Source organism: Pseudidiomarina piscicola (genome assembly GCF_902806985.1).
GTDB lineage: Bacteria > Pseudomonadota > Gammaproteobacteria > Enterobacterales > Alteromonadaceae > Pseudidiomarina > Pseudidiomarina piscicola.
This window is the reverse complement of sequence record NZ_CADCXY010000003.1, coordinates 147,995-165,931: the sequence shown is the minus strand read 5'-3', so window position 1 is coordinate 165,931 and position 17,937 is coordinate 147,995. Positions and strand designations below refer to the sequence as shown.

Below are 17,937 nucleotides of genomic sequence, written 5' to 3'. Positions count from 1 at the left end.
TTGGAGATTTACGAAACCTTGACGTCGATTCCGCTACCACCACGCTGTGCTTGCTGCTTCTTCAGGATACGCTTGGTTCGGTCGATGACATCGCCCACCAATTGGCCACATGCGGCATCAATATCATCGCCGCGTGTTTTCCGTACCGTCACAATATAACCCTTTTCTATCAGAACTTTAGCAAAGCGGTCAATGCGAGAATTACTGGAACGACCGTGATCGTTTCCGGGGAATGGATTAAATGGAATCAAGTTAATTTTGCACGGTGTGTCTTTTAGCGTACGCGCCAGCTCTGCAGCTTGGTCCATTGAGTCATTCACGTGATCGAGCATAACATACTCAATAGTGATGTTCTTATTTGCTTTCGAACCATCAATATAATGACGGCTAGCTTTCAAAAACTCTTCGATATTGTACTTTTTATTGACCGGTACAATTTGATTGCGCAACTCGTCGTTCGGCGCATGTAAGCTGATCGCCAATGCTACGTCGATTTCTTCTTTCAGTTTATACAGGGCTGGAACCACCCCTGAGGTACTTAAGGTGACGCGCCGTTTCGATAAGCCGAAGGCATTGTCGTCGAGCATTAAGTCCATTGCCGGAACAACGTTTTTCAGATTCAGCAAAGGCTCACCCATGCCCATCATCACCACGTTTGTTACCGCTTTAATACCTGTTTCGCCGTAAGGGCCAAGCAGTTTATTCACTCGCCAAACTTGGCCAATGATTTCTGCCACGCGTAGGTTTCGGTTGAAGCCTTGTTGCGCGGTACTACAGAAAGTGCATTCGAGCGCACAACCCACCTGCGAACTAACACACAAGGTGGCGCGATCGCCATCTGGAATCCATACAGTTTCGACGTCTTGGCCGTCGAATAACGTCATGGCAAATTTAATAGTGCCATCACTGGATTGCTGTTGCACACGAACTTCTGGCGCGCGTATTTCAGCAATTTGCTTCAATTTTTCGCGCAAGCCCTTATTGAGGTTAGTCATGTCATCGAAGTTGTCGACACAATAGTGATACAACCATTTCATTACTTGATCGGCACGGAATGACTTTTCTCCGAGCTCTTTGAAGAACTCGCGCATACCTTGACGATTCAAGTCGAGAAGATTCACTTTTTTATCAACTGCATTCATTTAAGGACCGTTACTCGTTGTTCGTGCGTTCGCTTCGCTCTCTGCTCGTACGCTGCGCTAGTCGTTTTCACGAGCAGCACCGCGTACGGACAGCGAAGCGTACGAAAAGCGTAGCGTTCGAACTACGCTTTGTATTTTTAGCGTGTACGTGAGCAGATTTCTTCGTCAGAGAAGAAGTAAGCAATTTCACGTGCCGCAGATTCTACCGCGTCAGAACCATGTACCGCGTTCTCGTCGATAGTTTCAGCATAGTCAGCGCGTAAAGTTCCCGCCAGTGCTTCTGATGGGTTAGTTGCGCCCATGATTTCACGGTGACGTAAAACCGCATTTTCGCCTTCCAATACGCTCACCATGATTGGGCCAGACGTCATGAATTCAACCAAGGCGCCAAAGAAAGGACGCTCTTTGTGTTCTGCATAGAAGCCTTCAGCTTGTTCTTTGCTCAAGTGCATCATTTTCGCTGCAACGATACGCAGACCAGTTGATTCGAAACGGTTATAGATAGCGCCGATAACGTTTTTGCCAACTGCGTCTGGTTTGATAATAGATAAAGTACGTTCTAAAGCCATGATTTTCTCCGCTGTGCTTTAAGTTTGGATGCTTAGATTTAAAGTCGCGCGGATTATACACGTTCCACCACCCGCACGCCACCACCCCAGAGGGGGCAGCCCTTACAATGTAAAGACGTTTCCCGCAGGGGGGGCTGCCCCCCCTTGAGGATTGTTATAGAGAAAATGAGCGTTTGTCTTCATCTACTATCCGAATTATGATATAGATGTCTAAACGTCTATAAGGAGTAGCGTATGACCCAACAAATTACTTTGGCCGGTGGCTGTTTTTGGTGCATTGAAGGTGCCTTCAAACAGGTCCGCGGGGTGTTAAAAGCAGAGTCAGGTTTTGCTGGCGGGCACTTAGAAAACCCAACTTATGAGCAAGTGTGTGCGGGCGATACCGGGCACGCTGAAGCGGTACAACTGACCTTTGAACCGACCGCCCTTTCTATCCGTGAGGTATTGGAAATCTTCTTTGCGTTGCATGATCCAACCCAGTTGAATCGGCAAGGCAATGATATCGGCCCGCATTATCGCTCGGCGATTTTTTACCAAAGCGAAGAGCAACGCGCGGCGGCAGAAGAGATCATTGCTGAAATGCGTGACGATAAAACATGGGACGATGAGATCGTCACCGAGCTGCAACCGCTTGAGAAATTTTGGTCGGCTGGGAACTACCATGACAACTTTGTGGAGCGTAATCCACAAAATGCCTATTGCCAGGCAGTGATAAGCCCAAAACTCGCTAAATTTAAGAGAACTTTTGCTGAAAAGTTGGAATAAGACTGAGGGGGGCAGCCCCCCCTCTGAAAACCATCTTTACATTGTAAGGGCTGCCCCTTCTGCGGGAAGTGCCTTTACATTGTAAGGGCTGCCCCCTCTAGTGGTTTTCTTTGACCATGTTGACGGTGTATTTGGGGATTTCGACGACGAGGTCTTCGCCGTTGACGCGGGCTTGGCAGCTTAGGCGTGAGTCTGGGTCGAGGCCCCAGGCTTTGTCGAGCATGTCGTCTTCGTTGTCGTCAATTTCTTCAAGTGAGTCGTAGCCTTCACGAACGTACACGTGGCAGGTGGTGCACGCGCACACTTTTTCGCAGGCATGTTCGATGCCGATGCCATTGCGCAGTGCTACGTCCAGCACGCTTTCGCCGTCTTTGGCTTCAATAGCTGCGCCCTCTGGGCAAAGCTCTTCATGGGGTAAGAATACGATTTTTGACATTACTCATCCTCGTTAAAAACTGGTTTATGCGCGCTGGGTCGTAGCCTACAGCTCGTTTACATTGCTGCCGGATAGCGCTTTACGAATCCCTGCATCCATGCGGCGTGCAGCGAAGTCTTCACTGGCTGTGTCAACCGCTTCAATCGCTTTCTCGATGGCCTCGGCGCTGGTGCCGCCGCGGGCTTCGCGTAGGGCTGCCATGGTGTCGTCTAAGCGCTGACGTTCTTGTTCATCAAGCAAGTCGCCGTCGGCGGCAAGTGCACTACTTAGGGCTTCAAGCACGCGGTCGGCTTCTACTTGCTGTTCGCGCAACATGCGCGCGGCCATGTCTTCTTGGGCGTTACTCATCGACGCTTGCAGCATGGTGGTGATGTCGTCGTCGTTCAAGCCGTAAGAAGGCTTGACTTGAATTGACGCAGTCACGCCGCTGGATTTTTCCATTGCGGTGACGCTCAACAAGCCATCGGCATCGACTTGGAAGGTCACACGGATGTGTGCTGCGCCGGCGGCCATAGGCGGAATATCGCTCAGCACAAAGCGTGCGAGTGAGCGACAGTCGTCGACTAATTCGCGTTCACCTTGCACCACGTGAATCATCATCGCGGTTTGGCCGTCTTTGAAGGTGGTGAATTCTTGCGCTTTGGCAACCGGAATTGTGGTGTTGCGTGCCACGACTTTTTCGACCAGCCCGCCCATGGTTTCAAGACCAAGGGACAGTGGAATTACGTCGAGCAACAACATATCGGAATCGGGTTTATTGCCGGCCAGAATGTCGGCTTGTACCGCAGCGCCGATAGCGACCACTTGGTCTGGGTCGATGGAGGTTAATGGCTCGCGGCCAAAGAACTCGCCGACCGCTTCACGGACACGCGGCACGCGTGTTGAACCGCCGACCATCACTACGTCGAGCACTTCGTCAGCGCTCACGCCAGCGTCCTTAAGTGCGCGGCGGCAGTTGACCAAGGTGCGACGCACAAAAGGTTCGATTAATTCATCGAGTTTGGCGCGCGTGAAGCGCATTTTTTTATCGAGCTCTGCCACCAAAATTTCGGTTTCATTAGCGTCGGTTAGAGCTTCTTTGGCGGTTTTCGCAGCGTTGATAAGATCACGCTCTAAGCGCGCAGGGACATCGCTTGGAAGATCCCATTCTGCTTTTAAGAAATTGACGATGGCTTGGTCGAAGTCGTCGCCACCAAGGGCGCTATCGCCGCCTGTGGCTAACACTTCAAACACGCCACCTTGCAAACGCAGGAGCGATAAGTCAAAGGTACCGCCACCAAGGTCATAAACGCCGATTAAGCCTTCGCGACCTGAGTCGAGCCCATAGGCCACTGCCGCAGCTGTGGGTTCGTTGAGCAAACGCAACACGTTGAGCCCTGCAAGCTGCGCGGCATCTTTGGTGCTTTGACGCTGCGCGTCATCAAAGTACGCGGGTACAGTGATAACGACGCCCGTAAGCTCGCCACCAAGTGCGGCTTGCGCTCGAGCTGACAAGGTGCGCAAGATATCAGCTGAAACTTCAACCGCGTTTTTGTCGCCACCGGCGGTGTGAAATACCGGTACGCCGTTGTCGGTTTCGCTCATGCGATAAGGAAGATTGGAGAAATTGCGTTGCACATCGGCAACGGTACGGCCAATGAAGCGTTTCACTGACACGATAGTGTTTTCAGTATCGATGGACGCGTCGGCGTGTTTTGCGCTGGCGTCGTATCCCGTGAGAATTTCGTCGGCGCCGTAATAGACGACAGAAGGTAAAATTTCACGCCCTTGCTCGTCAGCTAATACTTGCGATTCGCCACTACGAACGGTCGCCACCAACGAGTTGGTCGTGCCAAGGTCAATACCTGCAGCTAGACGATGTTGATGCGGCGCAGTGCTCTGCCCCGGCTCGGCGATTTGCAGTAATGCCATTGAAAACCTCTTTCAAATTGAATGCCGCGGACGAGCCGCGTCTGAATCATCTTAGTGGTATCAGGTAACTTGTGCTGTTAAGACGAGTTACGCGTCTTCTAGCGCCTCGAGTTCGCGCCCTAGTTTATGCATAAACTTAAGCTTGCGGATGCTGTTTGCCGCTTCATCGTTGTCGGCCTCCGCTATTTGCTGCTCAAGCTGCTCCTGCAACACTTTGGTTTCGCGTTCGAGATCACTGTAGGCTTGGTCAATAGCAGTGAAGTCGCCGGCGTTAAGTTCTTCAACGCGCTCGCGCCACTCCATTTGCGCCATCAGGAACTCGGGATCCTGCAGGGTTTTCTGTTCATGCTGCATATCGACCCCGCGCAAGCCGAGAATGTACTCAGCTCGCCCTAGGGGATCACGCAATGTGTGGTACGCGTCGTTCAGTTGAGAGGTGCGCTGCACCGCCAACAACTTATCGCGTTCACTTGCATTGGCGAATCGATCTGGATGCATCGCTTGTTGCAGCTTGCGATAACGCACCTGCAAGTCGGCTAAGTCGACTGCGTACTCTGGTTCTATTGCGAACAGCTCGAAATGATTCATGCTTAAACGTTAAAGCTCTCGCCACACCCGCACTCGCCTTTGGCGTTCGGGTTATTAAACTCAAAGCCCTCATTGAGGCCTTCTTTAACGAAATCGAGCTCGGTACCGTCAAGGTACAATAAGCTCTTGCCGTCGATGATGATCTTAACACCACGTTCTTCAAAAACCGTGTCGGTGTCGTCAACGTGATCGACGAATTCCATCACGTAGGCAAGGCCCGAGCACCCAGTGGTTTTGATACCTAACCGGATGCCCTCACCTTTACCGCGCTGTTCCAAAAACGAGCGAGCACGCTGTGCCGCTGCTTCGGTCATGGTAATTGCCATTACTTACCCTTCCGCTTATGAAATCTTAACTTGCGTGTTTTTTCTTGTAATCTTCCAGTGCTGCTTTGATGGCGTCTTCTGCCAAAATTGAGCAGTGGATTTTTACCGGTGGCAATGCAAGTTCTTCGGCGATTTGGGTGTTCTTCAGTTGAGAAGCTTCTTCAACCGACTTACCTTTTACCCATTCAGTAACGAGTGAGCTAGAGGCAATGGCTGAACCGCAGCCATAGGTTTTGAACTTGGCATCTTCAATAATGCCTGCATCGCTGATTTTTAATTGTAACTTCATTACGTCACCACACGCTGGTGCGCCAACCATACCGGTTGCGATAGAGTGGTCATTCTTATCGAATGCACCTACGTTACGTGGGTTTTCATAATGGTCGATTACTTTTTCACTGTATGCCATAACTCTTTACCTCTCTTAGTGTGCCGCCCATTCAACGCTGTCTAAATCAACGCCGTCTTTGAACATTTCCCATAGGGGCGACATGTCGCGCAAGCGACCAATTGATTGCTGAATTTGTTCCACTGCATAGTCGACTTCTTCTTCTGTCGTAAAGCGACCGAAGCTAAAGCGAATTGAACTATGTGCAAGTTCGTCGTTACGGCCAATGGCACGTAATACGTACGATGGCTCAAGGCTTGCAGAGGTACAGGCTGAACCTGAAGATACTGCTAAGTCTTTCAAGGCCATAATCAAGCTTTCACCTTCGACGAAGTTGAAGCTGATATTGAAAATATGCGGTACGCCCTGTTCAAGGTTACCGTTAATGTAAACTTCTTCGATGTCTTTAACGCCGTTCCATAAACGGTCGCGCAAGGCACGGAAACGCTCGCGCTCGGCAGCCATTTCTTCTTTGGCGATACGAGCAGCTTCACCCATGCCAACAATTTGGTGGGTTGCAAGCGTACCTGAACGCATGCCACGCTCGTGGCCGCCACCATGCATTTGAGCATTCAAACGCACCCGTGGGCGACGACGTACGAACATCGCGCCAATACCTTTAGGGCCATACATTTTGTGGCCTGAGAAGCTCATTAAGTCGACCGGTAAGTTTTGCAGGTCGATATCGATTTTACCGGCACTTTGTGCGCCATCGACATGAAAAATGGTTTTGTTTTCACGGCACAGGTTACCAATCGCTTCGATATCCTGAATCACACCAATTTCGTTGTTCACGTGCATCACGCTGACAAGCACTGTGTCTTCGCGCAAGGCTTGCTTAAACACTTCCAGGTCAAGCAAACCGTCTTCTTGTACGTCAAGGTAGGTCACTTCGAAACCTTCGCGCTCAAGCTGACGGCAGGTATCCAATACGGCTTTGTGCTCAGTTTTTAGGGTAATGATGTGCTTACCTTTTTTCTGATAAAACTCTGCCGCACCTTTAATCGCAAGGTTGTCTGACTCGGTCGCACCTGAGGTGAAAACGATTTCACGCGGATCGGCGTTCACCAGATCAGCGATTTGGTTACGAGCGATATCGACAGCTTCTTCCGCTTGCCAACCAAATCGGTGCGAGCGTGATGCTGGGTTACCAAACTGTCCGTCTGGCGTTAAGAACTGCATCATCTTCTCAGCAACCCGTGGGTCAACTGGCGTAGTGGCTGCATAATCAAAGTAAATTGGTAGTTTCATTCAGTGCTACTCCTTAACTTGTCAGTCGGTTTAGAGCTGACAATTCAATGCAATTTGTTGTTCGCGTTTCTTTTGCTCGGCTATTGTGGCGTTCTGACGTTCAGCAACTTCGTTCACGTCTTGCTGCTGTACCAACTCGGCTAAGCTAATGTTCGCGAGAAAATCTTCAATTCGGTCACTTAAATTCGACCACAGTGAGTGCGTTAAACAACGACTGCCACCTTGGCACCCGCCTTTGCCACCGCACCGGGTCGCGTCGATCGTTTCATCGACGGCTTGAATCACTGCGCTAATTGAAATTTCGTGCGGCGTAAACCCGAGGCGATAACCGCCACCAGGACCACGAACACTGTTTACCAGTCCATGCTTACGCAAGCGCGCGAATAATTGTTCAAGATAGCTCAATGAAATTCCCTGCCGTTCCGAGATATCGGCCAACGGCACAGGACCTTGTTCTGTATGCAGCGCTACGTCTAACATTGCGGTTACGGCGTATCGTCCTTTTGAGGTTAAGCGCATAGCTGTTCTTCCTCCACGTTGATACCGTAATTTTCGCATTCCCGACTATTTTAGTCAAGTATTATGGAGAGCGAAAGGCGTTGGTCGTATGTTCGGCTGCGCCTCACTGTTCGTTGGTCGTACGTTCGGCTCGCGCCTCACTGTTCGTTGTTTAGAGAGCGCAGCGATCGAACAGCGCAGCGTACGAGCAACGAACAGCGCAGCGTACGATCAACGGTTTTGTGTTTTATCCACCGACGCCAACATTCCGCGAAGAATATTCAACTCATTCGCCTCTGGGCGGGCGCGCGAGAACAAGCGGCGTAACTTCGCCATCACCTGACCTGGGTGTTGTTTAATGATAAAACCCGTGTCAGTGAACGTCTGTTCAAGATGACCGTAAAAACGCTCGAGATCTTCAGTAAGTGGATACTCACTTTCAGTTCCTGCAGGATGTTCGTTGGCTTCGAGCCATTGCATGCGAACCTCATAGGCGAGCGTTTGCACGGCCATGGCCAAATTCAACGAGCTATAATCGGGGTTGGAGGGGATATGAACATGGTGGGTGCACTGTTGCAGTTCTTCGTTGGTCAGGCCGCTATTTTCGCGCCCAAACACCAGTGCTACGTTATAATTTGGGCATTCTTCGAGCAGTTTGCCGGCAGCTTCGCGCGGGCCTAGCAGCGGCCAATCGAGGGTGCGATTGCGCGCGCTAGTGCCGATAACAAGCCCGCAGTCGCCAATGGCGCTTGGCAGGTCATCAACAATTTGGGCGCTATGTAAGACGTCCGTGGCCCCGGCCGCAAGAGCCGAGGCATGACTATCGGGCGGTTGCACCGGATCCACTAGCGTCAATTGGCTCAAGCCCATGGTTTTCATGGCTCGGGCGACCGAGCCGATGTTGCCGGTATGCGAGGTGTTGACCAAAACAATACGGATTTTATCTAACATAGCGTCACCCTAGCCTGTGGCCCGTTACTTCATGCTGGCTGGTAAATGTGGGCGCGCTTTGGTTAACAAGTGCTGCACCACTTTCGGGTTACCGGCGACCAAGTGGCCACTTTGCATAAAGCCATGACCGCCCGCAAAGTCGGTTACCAGTCCGCCCGCTTCGCGAACAATAAGCCCGCCTGCTGCGATATCCCATGGCTCAAGGCTGAATTCCCAGAAACCATCAAAACGGCCTGCGGCCACATAGGCCAGGTCGAGCGCTGCGGCGCCCGCACGGCGCATATCCGCGGTGTGCTCAAATAGTGCGCCAAATACCGCTTGGTAGTTTTCTTGTAAGTCTTTGCGCTTGAACGGGAAGCCTGTTGCCAGCAATGAACCATTGAGGTCGCGCTGCGCTTTAACGCGTAAACGTTTACCGTTGAGTTGCGCGCCTGCGCCTTTGGTGGCAGTGAACAGTTCTTCGCGTAGCGGATCATAAATGACCGACGCTTGCACAGAGCCTTTGTGGAGATAAGCGATAGAAATCGCGAAATGAGGAATACCGCGCAGGTAATTGGTGGTGCCGTCAAGTGGGTCAATGATCCACTGATGTTCAGGCGTAGCTCCCTCAATCGCACCACTTTCCTCAGCTAAGATGCTGTGATCAGGATAGGTTTTCTGAATTGTACGAATGATCGCTTGTTCAGCGGCCTGATCAATTTCGCTAACGAAATCATTTTGGCTTTTCGCTTGAACATTAAAGTCGGCTTCGACGCCGAAATTTTTAGTTAAGATTTTACCCGCCGCACGCGCAGCGCGCACCGCGATGTTTAACATGGGATGCATACCAATATACCTGTGCTGTAAAAGAACGATTTTGTGGCGGCGGATTATACGTCTTTCTTGCGAATAGCGCAAGAATTCGATGTTTGCTATTCGATGTTCGCACGCTCACTACGTTCGCTTTTTGCCAAAATCCAAACACGAAAATAAGCATTAAATGTCTGTTGGTTTGTCTAACAGCAAACAGCAAATAGCTAACAGCGCTCTTGTATTTTATTTCTCCAAGTGTTATTTAAGTGTTGCGCTATACCTAAAATAACAACTATAAGCTAGGAGGATCCCATGGATCATTCGCAAGAGCTAAACGGTGTTGAAGCAAAACAGAGCAAGTCTCGTCGTAGTAAACGTAAATGGCGAGAAATTGAAACCCTCAAGGAAAAATATCGTCTGCGAGAAGAGTTGAAAGAGATGGATAACGATTTCGATCTCGAGCTAGACGAATTCGATTTTTAAGAAACAAAATCGATGTTTGATGTTTGCTGTTCGCTGTTAGTTGACTGCTTTTTCAAACATCAAACATCGAACAGCGAACATCGGTTTTTGCTTATCCGCTACCAGTTGATTGGGTGCTTTAGTAACTCATTGGTGCGGCGGAAATGACCACAGGTCAGAAAGCCTCGATGCGCCGATAATGGTGACGGATGTACTGCCGTCAACACATGATGTCGGTCGGCGTCTACCAAAGCGGCTTTTTTCTGTGCGTGAGCGCCCCAAAGTAAAAACACAACGCCTTCGCAGTGCGTGTTAATTTGCGTGATCACTCGATCTGTAAACTTTTCCCAGCCCCATTTCGCGTGCGAGCCAGCCTGGCCCTGCTCTACCGTCAGTACCGTATTGAGTAGTAATACGCCTTGTTCAGCCCAGTGCGTTAGGTTGCCATGAACCGGCGGCTGATAGTCATCAAAGTCGTGTTGTAGCGCCTTAAATATATTCTTCAGCGACGGCGGTACTTTGATTCCATCCGGCACTGAGAAACTCAATCCATGGGCCTGACCAGGGCCGTGATAAGGGTCTTGCCCGAGAATAACGACCTTCAGCTGTGCCAACGGCGTCAGTTTAAAGGCATTGAACACCTGCTCTTTAGGTGGGTAGATAACCTTTCCGGCGTCGCGCTCGCTTTGTACTTTATGCAATAGCTGCTGGAAGTACGCTTGTTCCTTTTCTTGCGCGATTACATCGCTCCAAGTGAGTTCGGTCATGCCCTGCTCCATGGTAACTATCTCTATTCACGTATTTTACGGTATGATATTAGCGTCTTTATGGTAACAATGTGAGGCTTTGCATGTCAGCAAAAAACGATTATCCGGCAATGAGCGTTTTTGTCATTACCTTGAATGAAGAGGCACATCTTGATGAAGTGCTCGAAAGCGTTCGCGGGGTCGAAGAGATCGTTATCATCGACTCTGGTTCAACGGACCGCACGCTGGAAATCGCTGAAAAACATGGGGCCCGCATTGTGCACAATGACTGGCCAGGTTATGCCAAACAAAAGGAGTTCGGCATCGCGCAATGCACACACAATTGGGTGCTTAACCTTGATGGCGATGAAGTGATGCCTGCAGGTGGCCTGAAAATGATCCGCGAACGCATCGCCGAAGGTGATGTGAATGGGATTTGGATCCACCACGATGATATTTTCATGGGGCACAGCTTACGCAAAGCACGCCATCACAAGTACCGTCGTGTGTACCGTAAAGACAAGTGTCACATGAACACTGATGTATTAGTTCACGAACATATTGAAGTTGAGCCGCCGTTGGCCTACTTGCCGATTTATCTAAAGCATTACGGCTACGACTCGGCCCATGGCTATATGGACAAGCTCAACACCTACTCACTACTAAAAGCAGAACAGCGTGAACAGCAGGGGCGCCCGTGCAGCCTGCCGCGGCTGTTACTGATATTTCCATTGATGTTTTTGAAGTTCTACTTAGGCCGACAAATGATTTGGTCCGGCTGGCGTGGCTTTATCAAGGCCAACATTGATGCGTTCCATTTTTTCCTCACTGAAGCCAAGCTCTACGAGATTGCTTACCGCCGCAAACAGCAACAGAAAAAATAAGGGGGGGCAGCCCCCCTTCGGAAATCATCTTTACATTGTAAGGGCTGCCCCCTCTAGTGGGTTTCGAACCAGTGGAGGATGTAGGCGACTTTGCCGATCAGGTTCGATGGGCGGCTGTAGATGCCGTGTGGGGCATCGGGGACGCGCACCATGGCGGTTTCTACGCCGGCAAGTTTCAATGCCTGATAGTACTGTTCCGACTCAGAGATCGGCGTACGGTAGTCGGCTTCACCGGTAAGTAGCATGGTTGGTGTGGTGACGTTGCCAACGTAGCTGATCGGTGAATACTTCATGTAGTGATCAAGGTTCTCCCATGGCAAGCCAGGGAACCAATACTTCGTGAAATAGTTGTACATGTCGGCGGTAAGCACGAAGCTGTACCAATTAATAACCGGCTTGGCGACTACTGCGGCGGCGAAACGGTCGGTATGGCCCACGATCCATGCGGTAAGGACACCACCACCACTGCCGCCGGTGACGTAAAGCTTGTCTTCATCAATAAAGCCTTTGTCGATAACTGCGTCCACGCCGTCCATCAGGTCGTCGTAGTCTTGGCTTGGGTAGTTATGATGAATTTCCTGGGCAAACTCTTCGCCATAACTGGTACTGCCGCGTGGGTTGGTGTAAAGCACGACGTTACCTGCCGCAGCCATTAGTTGTACTTCTGCTGAGAAGCTCTCGGCATAGGCTGTATGCGGGCCGCCATGAATTTCAAGTATCAGCGGGTATTTTTCGTCTGGGTCAAAGTTTGGCGGGTAAACAATCCAGCCTTGGATCTTATAGTCACCGTGCTTAGAGTCATACCAAATTTCTTCAACTCGGCCGAGCTCTTTGTGAGCAAATAAGTCTTCGTTTAACTGGGTTAGTTGTCGACGGGTTTTGCCGTCTTTTAAAACTAAGTCGGCAGGGCGCTGCGCGTCGGCCAAGGTGTAGACTAATTGCCCTGCGCCATGCACATCAAAAGCACCGCCACTGTATGGGCGTCCATAACTCAAACCACCCATTTCGTCGGTCAGCTGGTTACGTTTGCCATTTAAATTTTGATAAACGATGGTGCCTTGCCCATGGCGATCGTAGGAAAAATAAACACCGCGGCTGTCGGCCGACCACTTCACATCACTCACGCTATAGTCTAAGTCACTGGTGAGTAATTGCGGCTCGTCACCGCCTAGGTCCATCACATACAGCTGGGTCAGTTGATGGCTCATCATTTCATCGTCATAACCTAACCATGCCAATTTCTTGCCATCAGGACTAACACTAGGTGAGCCATCGGGACCAAAGCGATCAGTGAGTTGCGCCACCTCGCCGTCGGCAACACTTACGCTGTAGAGCTCTGAGTTTGCTGGCTGATCGAAAGCGTCCTCACGTAAATTGGCCGAGAAGATAATACTCTGGTTGTCATGGGTCCACGCCAATTGGCCACCATGATTGTACTCTTCGCTGGTCAATTGACGCGGCGTGCCACCGCTTGCCGGCATCACATAGATTTGGCTGTAGCCGTCTTTGGCATAGCCGCCACCGTCATAGCGGTAATTGTCTTTATCAATGTATTTGGGCGCTTCAGCCCAGGTTGCACCCTTTGGTGCCTTTGGCAAGGACACGGGTGCTTTTTCAGGCGCTGGCGTAAACATGGTGAATGCTAACCACTTGCCATCTGGCGACCAGCTTAAATTACTTGGTGACCCTGTCAGGCGGGTCACTGGCGCATGATCTCGGGTGTCCGTCCAATACATATGGATCTGATTGCTACCACTGCGATTAGAAACAAACGCCAGCTTGCTACCATCGGGCGACCACGTTTGTGAATGATCGTTTGCATCACCACCAATTAAGGGCCGCACCTCACCTTTGTTATCGACTCGCCATAAGGTGCCATATTTACGGTCGGTCATGATGTCCATGTAATTGCGAACAAACACCGTGTAATCACCTTTTGGGTGAATGGTGGGTGAGCTGGCGTATTCAAGTTGGAATACGTCTTGCGGTTGAAATGTCGCTTGCTCTTGCTCGGTGGCGATGGCCGAGGTTGTTGCTAAGGTCAGCGCCAAAGTAATTAGTCTTTTCATTTTCGACTCCTAGTTAACCCGTCGTTCAAGTTATAACTACGACCTGTAAGGGTTTTACGCAAGCCTTGTGGGATGAATGGCATAAAAAAACCCGCCGAAGCGGGTTTTTAAATCTATCATCAACGATTAGAAGCTGTAGCTGAAGCTAATCGATGCGAAATCGCGGTCACTTGCGGCTTCGTAATCGCCACCGGTGTTGATGTTATAGCCAACGCCGATTTTATAAGACGACAAGTAGCTCGCATCCACACTCAAACCGATGGTTTTGCGACCTTCGATAAAGTTACTGTTTGGCGAGTAACCTTTTACGTCATGGCCAAAGGCTAGGGTTGGTGTCATATTCCAGCCCGATATAACGTTGTTATATTCAGCAACGAAGCGGGTGCGATAGCCCCATGATGAAGCCGTGACAAAACCTTCACAGTTAATGTCTGCCGCTGGCGATGGGTTACCCAAAGCTTGCTGGTCGGCCATGGTTAAACACTTACCAAATACTGGGTTACGACCGTAACGCTGCTCATCAAGGCTTGGCAAAGAATGAACTTTGTTCATCGCGACTTCACCGATAAAGGTCAACCGGCTCGCGCCGAGCACGTTATCGAGAAAGCGAATACCTGTTAACTGGAACTGGCTGACGTCGAGCTCATCGTAACCTTGCTGGAGTTCGCCAAGGTTGGTAAACGCGCCTGTTTCATCGGTACGAATGCGGTCACCAAAGGTACTTGGTACGCCCGCGCGAAGGCCGGCAGTCAAGATTTCTGTGGTATTGATTTGTACCGCGAGGTCTGGACGGAAGCTGTACTCACCGCCAACTGACCATAAGCCAAAGTTGGTACTAAAGCTGGCACCCATGATTTCTTGGTCTTCTGGGTATTGCAGTACATAGTTTGGACCCGCAATTGGAATACCGTCAGGGTGGCTCAACGATGGGCTAGGTTGTTGTTCCCAGTTGTACGCTGAAATAATTGGCGTCTGGTTATGAATATTCATGTAGTACAAACCAAACTCTACGTCGAGGTCCATGTTGTAATGGCGCAACGCAAAACCGTATTGGCCACCATCATCTGGCTCGATATTCGGCGCTCGGTCAAGGTAAGTACCAAACTCAACTGATTCGCGGTCACTGAGACTGCTTGACGGCACACCAGGCACTAAGGTTGGGTTCAAGGTCACTTTGTTACAACCAGGGCCGCCGAGAATATCAACGGTCGAGAAGAAGGTACCACAACCATCTAGCTTGGTGTTGTCCCACTCGTATTGATAGAACATGTCTAAGCTTGTTTCGTCTGTTAAACCAAGGTTTAAGTTCACCATTCCAACAGGTAACAAGGCTTCTTTAATTTCAACACCCGGACGACGCACTGCGTTCACGTCGATTGGGTTGATGGCATTCACACCGTTGAAGATGAATGTGCTTTCACCCCAGCTTAGAACTTGGCGACCGACACGCAAGTTGGCAGGCATATCACCGAGGTCAAAATAGACATAAGCAAAGGCATCAAGTAATTCAAAACCTGAACCGGTTGAGTAATCATCTAGGCCATCGTTATCTAAGGTAACGTTAGGATAAAAATTGGTGGCCGCGTGACCGTGGGCCATCTCATTATTTTTGATGACGTCATCGTACCAATATTTGAAGCGAACAAATGCGCCGTAATCGCCGCCGTCGATGCTGAGGTCATGTACCCCTTTGACCACCGAGGAGACCAAGTCGCCTTTATCGAAGTTGAGGTTGCCGTCATCAGCAACACCCGACTGACCTAGTCCACCTTCCATGTTGCCAGGATGGATAAAGCGCATATCACGCTCTTCCATACGCCATGCGGCGCCATATGAAATGATGGAATCGAACTTAACGCGGAAGTCACCCACTTCAAATTCTGCGGCATGGGCGCCTGCTGTTCCTGCGAATGCCAGCGCTATAGCTGTAGCTAGAGGTAATTTTTTTAGCATAGTTGTTCTTCTTTTCATGTTAGCCACCTAATCCCCTTAGGATGTTATAAGCTCAATCATGTCCGATGAGTTGCAAATATGCAAGTGGTGTATTGAGAAAAATAGAGCCTACCGCGGTCGACGCGAATGATAGCCAACCTGCGATGCGTTCCGTAATCTGTTTGCTTCTTCTAAGTTAATTGAACCGCCCTTTTCAAGGGAGTGTACCAATTTCATTGTGCAATTTGCTGCTGTGCTGCAGCGTGCGAACTCATCGCTTAACGTACAGCCATTGGCGAAGGTATAGTTGGTGACCCCTGAGTCATTCCAGTCAAAAACGACCGTGGCGCGTTTATCTGAAGCGGGACAACTATCAATATCGTCGGCTATGCCATCGCCATCAGCATCGTCAGAACCATAAGAGATTCGGGTGGCGTACCCTTGCACCAGACCTGTGTCAGCGATACCACTGAGGTTATCCACGGTTTGATCATAATAAAGGAAACTGTAGGTGTAGCTGCCCTCTGTCAACACCGGATAACCTGAAACTTCAGCAAATAACGAGCCTATTTCAACCACAACCTCAGGTAATCCGCCCAAGTTACGGTTAAATAAACTCTCACCTAAGCTGATTTCGCGGCGCAGAAACTGTTCCTGGGAAGCAGCGATAATTCCCCAGAACGCACTCCCCGATGGTTCACTCGTCGCTTGCGCATCGCTATTAAAAAGAAACCAAGAGAGCGCGTCAACAGTTGCAGAAGAAGGTAAGTCACTTACATCTAATGTGCGATCATAAAGCAATCCGCCGTCGGGGCCCATGATTTCCATACGCAAGGTTTGAGTTGCATCAGTGTAGTCTTTGCTGAGGCCGAAAAAACCAGCGGGAATGCCTTCGTCCGGATTCTGTACCACCGTAGCAATAAAGTTTAACGGGGTCGTCAACGGGCCTTGGTGGTCAACTAATGTGGGTAAACTTGAAAACAGCAATTCACCTTCAATACGAATAGTTTCTTCTGCGGTAAAAGCTGTTGAGGTGGTAAACAAAGAGCCAATGAAAATACTACCGAGCATTAGTGGACGGAGGTTAGCGCGCATGCTTCGTTTCCTTTGTTTTATTTTATCATACGAGGTGATTCTCGCATGCTTACATCCAACATAATTGAAAATAAGTCATTACACAATAATGCCAGCTTTACAGACACAAAAAAGCAGCCTGCTCAGCAGGCTGCTTGGTCTAGGTTTTGTTTGAAGTAACACCTAAATAGTCAGGCTAATCTTCGCCATTCTCGGCGTTGTAGTAGGTGCTTAACGCACGTCGCAACATGCGGCCTTCGGTATAGTCAATCAGCCCCTCATTTTGCGCGCCATAAATCACATCGCGTTCACACTGCGTTGGTCCACTAACCACCGGCTGGAACCAGCCCCAAGGTGAGCTTGGCTGCTCTTCTGCTTCGGCTTCACAAGCGGCAAAACGGTCCATCAAGCTACAGCCGTTCGCTCCCACTGGGTTCGCAACACCCGTTTCAAGCCAATTAAAGCTCACGGTTTCAGCTAAATCAGAAGATGGGCATTGGTCCAGAGCATCGTCAATACCGTCACCATCGAGGTCTAGTTCAGATATCACTCGGTCGATAACGCTGGTTGTAGTACCTGCTGCGGAAATCGTACTGACGACTGCAGTGGTCGCAACATCCGTCGTTTGCGACTCGTAAGCTACCTCGGTGGCATAGCTGCCAGAAAATAGCTCCGGATAAGCCGTCACTAAGTCAATAAAAGGTGAACCTAGTTGCGACATCTCAAAACGATGGTATGTACGCAAGCCCGATTGCTCATAGTCAAGCTCCATCAGGAACACATCCACACCATTGGCTTTACTATAGAAACTATTATTGATACTGACGTTGTCGGGGAATTCTGGAAAATCCATCACGATATCCAGTTGGGCCCCGCTACTGACTAGGTTAAAGTACTCAATAATGTCGTTATAGGCCTTTGTCGTGCCATCATCGATATAAGGTCCAGGAAAAGGAAAGAAATCAACTTGTGCTTCAAGCTTGAAATCTGACACGGCATCATTTTCTACTGAACTAAACTCGCTATACTCAAACGATGTTACTTCACCTTCAATCACATACTCATGCAGCTCACTGCAGCCGCTGGCTGTGAGTAGCACCAGCAGCGCCGCCGCTGGTGCTATTTTTTTCGAATCATTACCAAGCATTGACCC

At 49.9% G+C, this 17,937-nt stretch carries 19 protein-coding genes; 3 read left to right on the top strand and 16 right to left on the bottom strand.

All coding sequences use genetic code 11. The annotated features are described in order from the left end of the window. Positions 1-8: 8 nt before the first annotated feature. Positions 9-1,142 carry a dual-specificity RNA methyltransferase RlmN gene (gene rlmN, locus PSI9734_RS07700; protein WP_173920532.1) on the bottom strand — a complete coding sequence of 378 codons (1,134 nt, stop codon included), beginning with the start codon at positions 1,140-1,142 and terminating at the stop codon, positions 9-11. 137 nt (positions 1,143-1,279) lie between these two features. Beyond that, positions 1,280-1,711: a nucleoside-diphosphate kinase gene (gene ndk / locus PSI9734_RS07695; protein ID WP_173920531.1), complete on the bottom strand. Its 432-nt coding sequence runs from the start codon at positions 1,709-1,711 to the stop codon at positions 1,280-1,282. A gap of 234 nt (positions 1,712-1,945) precedes the next feature. On the opposite strand from ndk, the gene msrA reads away from it, so the two are divergent. Further along, positions 1,946-2,476 carry a peptide-methionine (S)-S-oxide reductase MsrA gene (gene msrA / locus PSI9734_RS07690; RefSeq protein WP_173920530.1) on the top strand — a complete coding sequence of 177 codons (531 nt, stop codon included), beginning with the start codon at positions 1,946-1,948 and terminating at the stop codon, positions 2,474-2,476. Positions 2,477-2,573: 97 nt separating this feature from the next. On the opposite strand, the gene fdx is transcribed toward msrA, so the two are convergent. The 9 genes from fdx to suhB all read right to left on the bottom strand — a co-directional run bounded on the left by fdx (position 2,574) and on the right by suhB (position 9,650). Further along, complete coding sequence (gene fdx / locus PSI9734_RS07685; protein WP_173920529.1) at positions 2,574-2,912, bottom strand: ISC system 2Fe-2S type ferredoxin; 339 nt, start codon at positions 2,910-2,912, stop codon at positions 2,574-2,576. Positions 2,913-2,957: 45 nt separating this feature from the next. Next, positions 2,958-4,823 (bottom strand): Fe-S protein assembly chaperone HscA, encoded by a 1,866-nt coding sequence (gene hscA, locus PSI9734_RS07680; RefSeq protein WP_173920528.1) that lies wholly within the window; start codon positions 4,821-4,823, stop codon positions 2,958-2,960. An 87-nt stretch (positions 4,824-4,910) separates the two neighbouring features. Further along, positions 4,911-5,411, bottom strand: coding sequence for a co-chaperone HscB (gene hscB, locus PSI9734_RS07675; RefSeq protein ID WP_173920527.1), 501 nt, complete (start codon positions 5,409-5,411; stop codon positions 4,911-4,913). Between the two features lie 2 nt (positions 5,412-5,413). Further along, entirely contained in the window at positions 5,414-5,737 is a 324-nt protein-coding gene (iscA, locus tag PSI9734_RS07670) for an iron-sulfur cluster assembly protein IscA (RefSeq protein WP_173920526.1), read from the bottom strand. Between the two features lie 25 nt (positions 5,738-5,762). After that, positions 5,763-6,146, bottom strand: coding sequence for a Fe-S cluster assembly scaffold IscU (iscU, locus tag PSI9734_RS07665; protein WP_173920525.1), 384 nt, complete (start codon positions 6,144-6,146; stop codon positions 5,763-5,765). 15 nt (positions 6,147-6,161) lie between these two features. Next, entirely contained in the window at positions 6,162-7,376 is a 1,215-nt protein-coding gene (locus PSI9734_RS07660) for an IscS subfamily cysteine desulfurase (RefSeq protein ID WP_173920524.1), read from the bottom strand. 30 nt (positions 7,377-7,406) lie between these two features. Next, entirely contained in the window at positions 7,407-7,895 is a 489-nt protein-coding gene (gene iscR, locus PSI9734_RS07655; RefSeq protein ID WP_173920523.1) for a Fe-S cluster assembly transcriptional regulator IscR, read from the bottom strand. Positions 7,896-8,105: 210 nt separating this feature from the next. Further along, positions 8,106-8,825 (bottom strand): tRNA (cytosine(32)/uridine(32)-2'-O)-methyltransferase TrmJ, encoded by a 720-nt coding sequence (gene trmJ, locus PSI9734_RS07650; RefSeq protein ID WP_173920522.1) that lies wholly within the window; start codon positions 8,823-8,825, stop codon positions 8,106-8,108. A 24-nt stretch (positions 8,826-8,849) separates the two neighbouring features. After that, positions 8,850-9,650: an inositol-1-monophosphatase gene (suhB, locus tag PSI9734_RS07645; protein WP_173920521.1), complete on the bottom strand. Its 801-nt coding sequence runs from the start codon at positions 9,648-9,650 to the stop codon at positions 8,850-8,852. 279 nt (positions 9,651-9,929) lie between these two features. Between suhB and PSI9734_RS07640 the strand changes: the two genes are divergently transcribed. Further along, positions 9,930-10,100, top strand: a complete 171-nt coding sequence (locus PSI9734_RS07640; protein WP_173920520.1) for a DUF3545 family protein — start codon at positions 9,930-9,932, stop codon at positions 10,098-10,100. A 98-nt stretch (positions 10,101-10,198) separates the two neighbouring features. On the opposite strand, the gene ung is transcribed toward PSI9734_RS07640, so the two are convergent. Further along, positions 10,199-10,846: a uracil-DNA glycosylase gene (ung, locus tag PSI9734_RS07635; protein WP_173920519.1), complete on the bottom strand. Its 648-nt coding sequence runs from the start codon at positions 10,844-10,846 to the stop codon at positions 10,199-10,201. A gap of 83 nt (positions 10,847-10,929) precedes the next feature. Between ung and PSI9734_RS07630 the strand changes: the two genes are divergently transcribed. Next, complete coding sequence (locus tag PSI9734_RS07630) at positions 10,930-11,709, top strand: glycosyltransferase family 2 protein (protein ID WP_173920518.1); 780 nt, start codon at positions 10,930-10,932, stop codon at positions 11,707-11,709. A gap of 53 nt (positions 11,710-11,762) precedes the next feature. On the opposite strand, the gene PSI9734_RS07625 is transcribed toward PSI9734_RS07630, so the two are convergent. The 4 genes from PSI9734_RS07625 to PSI9734_RS07610 all read right to left on the bottom strand — a co-directional run bounded on the left by PSI9734_RS07625 (position 11,763) and on the right by PSI9734_RS07610 (position 17,931). Continuing rightward, positions 11,763-13,778 (bottom strand): S9 family peptidase, encoded by a 2,016-nt coding sequence (locus PSI9734_RS07625; RefSeq protein ID WP_173920517.1) that lies wholly within the window; start codon positions 13,776-13,778, stop codon positions 11,763-11,765. 126 nt (positions 13,779-13,904) lie between these two features. Then, the gene (locus PSI9734_RS07620; protein WP_173920516.1) at positions 13,905-15,731 is read right to left on the bottom strand and encodes a DUF1302 domain-containing protein; all 1,827 of its coding nucleotides are present in this window, start codon (positions 15,729-15,731) and stop codon (positions 13,905-13,907) included. Positions 15,732-15,839: 108 nt separating this feature from the next. After that, a complete protein-coding gene (locus tag PSI9734_RS07615; RefSeq protein ID WP_173920515.1) occupies positions 15,840-16,805 on the bottom strand; it encodes a hypothetical protein in 966 nt (321 codons plus the stop codon). A 175-nt stretch (positions 16,806-16,980) separates the two neighbouring features. Next, entirely contained in the window at positions 16,981-17,931 is a 951-nt protein-coding gene (locus tag PSI9734_RS07610) for a hypothetical protein (RefSeq protein WP_173920514.1), read from the bottom strand. Positions 17,932-17,937: the final 6 nt, after the last annotated feature.

Excerpts from the sequence above, each read along its gene's own strand:
- hscA (WP_173920528.1), bottom strand. The coding sequence starts at position 4,823 with ATGGCATTACTGCAAATCGCCGAGCCGGGGCAGAGCACTGCGCCGCAT.
- iscU (WP_173920525.1), bottom strand. The coding sequence starts at position 6,146 with ATGGCATACAGTGAAAAAGTAATCGACCATTATGAAAACCCACGTAAC.
- rlmN (WP_173920532.1), bottom strand. The coding sequence starts at position 1,142 with ATGAATGCAGTTGATAAAAAAGTGAATCTTCTCGACTTGAATCGTCAA.
- PSI9734_RS07615 (WP_173920515.1), bottom strand. The coding sequence starts at position 16,805 with ATGCGCGCTAACCTCCGTCCACTAATGCTCGGTAGTATTTTCATTGGC.
- PSI9734_RS07625 (WP_173920517.1), bottom strand. The coding sequence starts at position 13,778 with ATGAAAAGACTAATTACTTTGGCGCTGACCTTAGCAACAACCTCGGCC.
- suhB (WP_173920521.1), bottom strand. The coding sequence starts at position 9,650 with ATGCATCCCATGTTAAACATCGCGGTGCGCGCTGCGCGTGCGGCGGGT.
- PSI9734_RS07630 (WP_173920518.1), top strand. The coding sequence starts at position 10,930 with ATGTCAGCAAAAAACGATTATCCGGCAATGAGCGTTTTTGTCATTACC.
- iscR (WP_173920523.1), bottom strand. The coding sequence starts at position 7,895 with ATGCGCTTAACCTCAAAAGGACGATACGCCGTAACCGCAATGTTAGAC.
- ung (WP_173920519.1), bottom strand. The coding sequence starts at position 10,846 with ATGACCGAACTCACTTGGAGCGATGTAATCGCGCAAGAAAAGGAACAA.
- PSI9734_RS07660 (WP_173920524.1), bottom strand. The coding sequence starts at position 7,376 with ATGAAACTACCAATTTACTTTGATTATGCAGCCACTACGCCAGTTGAC.
- iscA (WP_173920526.1), bottom strand. The coding sequence starts at position 5,737 with ATGGCAATTACCATGACCGAAGCAGCGGCACAGCGTGCTCGCTCGTTT.
- hscB (WP_173920527.1), bottom strand. The coding sequence starts at position 5,411 with ATGAATCATTTCGAGCTGTTCGCAATAGAACCAGAGTACGCAGTCGAC.
- fdx (WP_173920529.1), bottom strand. The coding sequence starts at position 2,912 with ATGTCAAAAATCGTATTCTTACCCCATGAAGAGCTTTGCCCAGAGGGC.
- ndk (WP_173920531.1), bottom strand. The coding sequence starts at position 1,711 with ATGGCTTTAGAACGTACTTTATCTATTATCAAACCAGACGCAGTTGGC.
- PSI9734_RS07640 (WP_173920520.1), top strand. The coding sequence starts at position 9,930 with ATGGATCATTCGCAAGAGCTAAACGGTGTTGAAGCAAAACAGAGCAAG.
- trmJ (WP_173920522.1), bottom strand. The coding sequence starts at position 8,825 with ATGTTAGATAAAATCCGTATTGTTTTGGTCAACACCTCGCATACCGGC.
- PSI9734_RS07620 (WP_173920516.1), bottom strand. The coding sequence starts at position 15,731 with ATGCTAAAAAAATTACCTCTAGCTACAGCTATAGCGCTGGCATTCGCA.
- msrA (WP_173920530.1), top strand. The coding sequence starts at position 1,946 with ATGACCCAACAAATTACTTTGGCCGGTGGCTGTTTTTGGTGCATTGAA.
- PSI9734_RS07610 (WP_173920514.1), bottom strand. The coding sequence starts at position 17,931 with ATGCTTGGTAATGATTCGAAAAAAATAGCACCAGCGGCGGCGCTGCTG.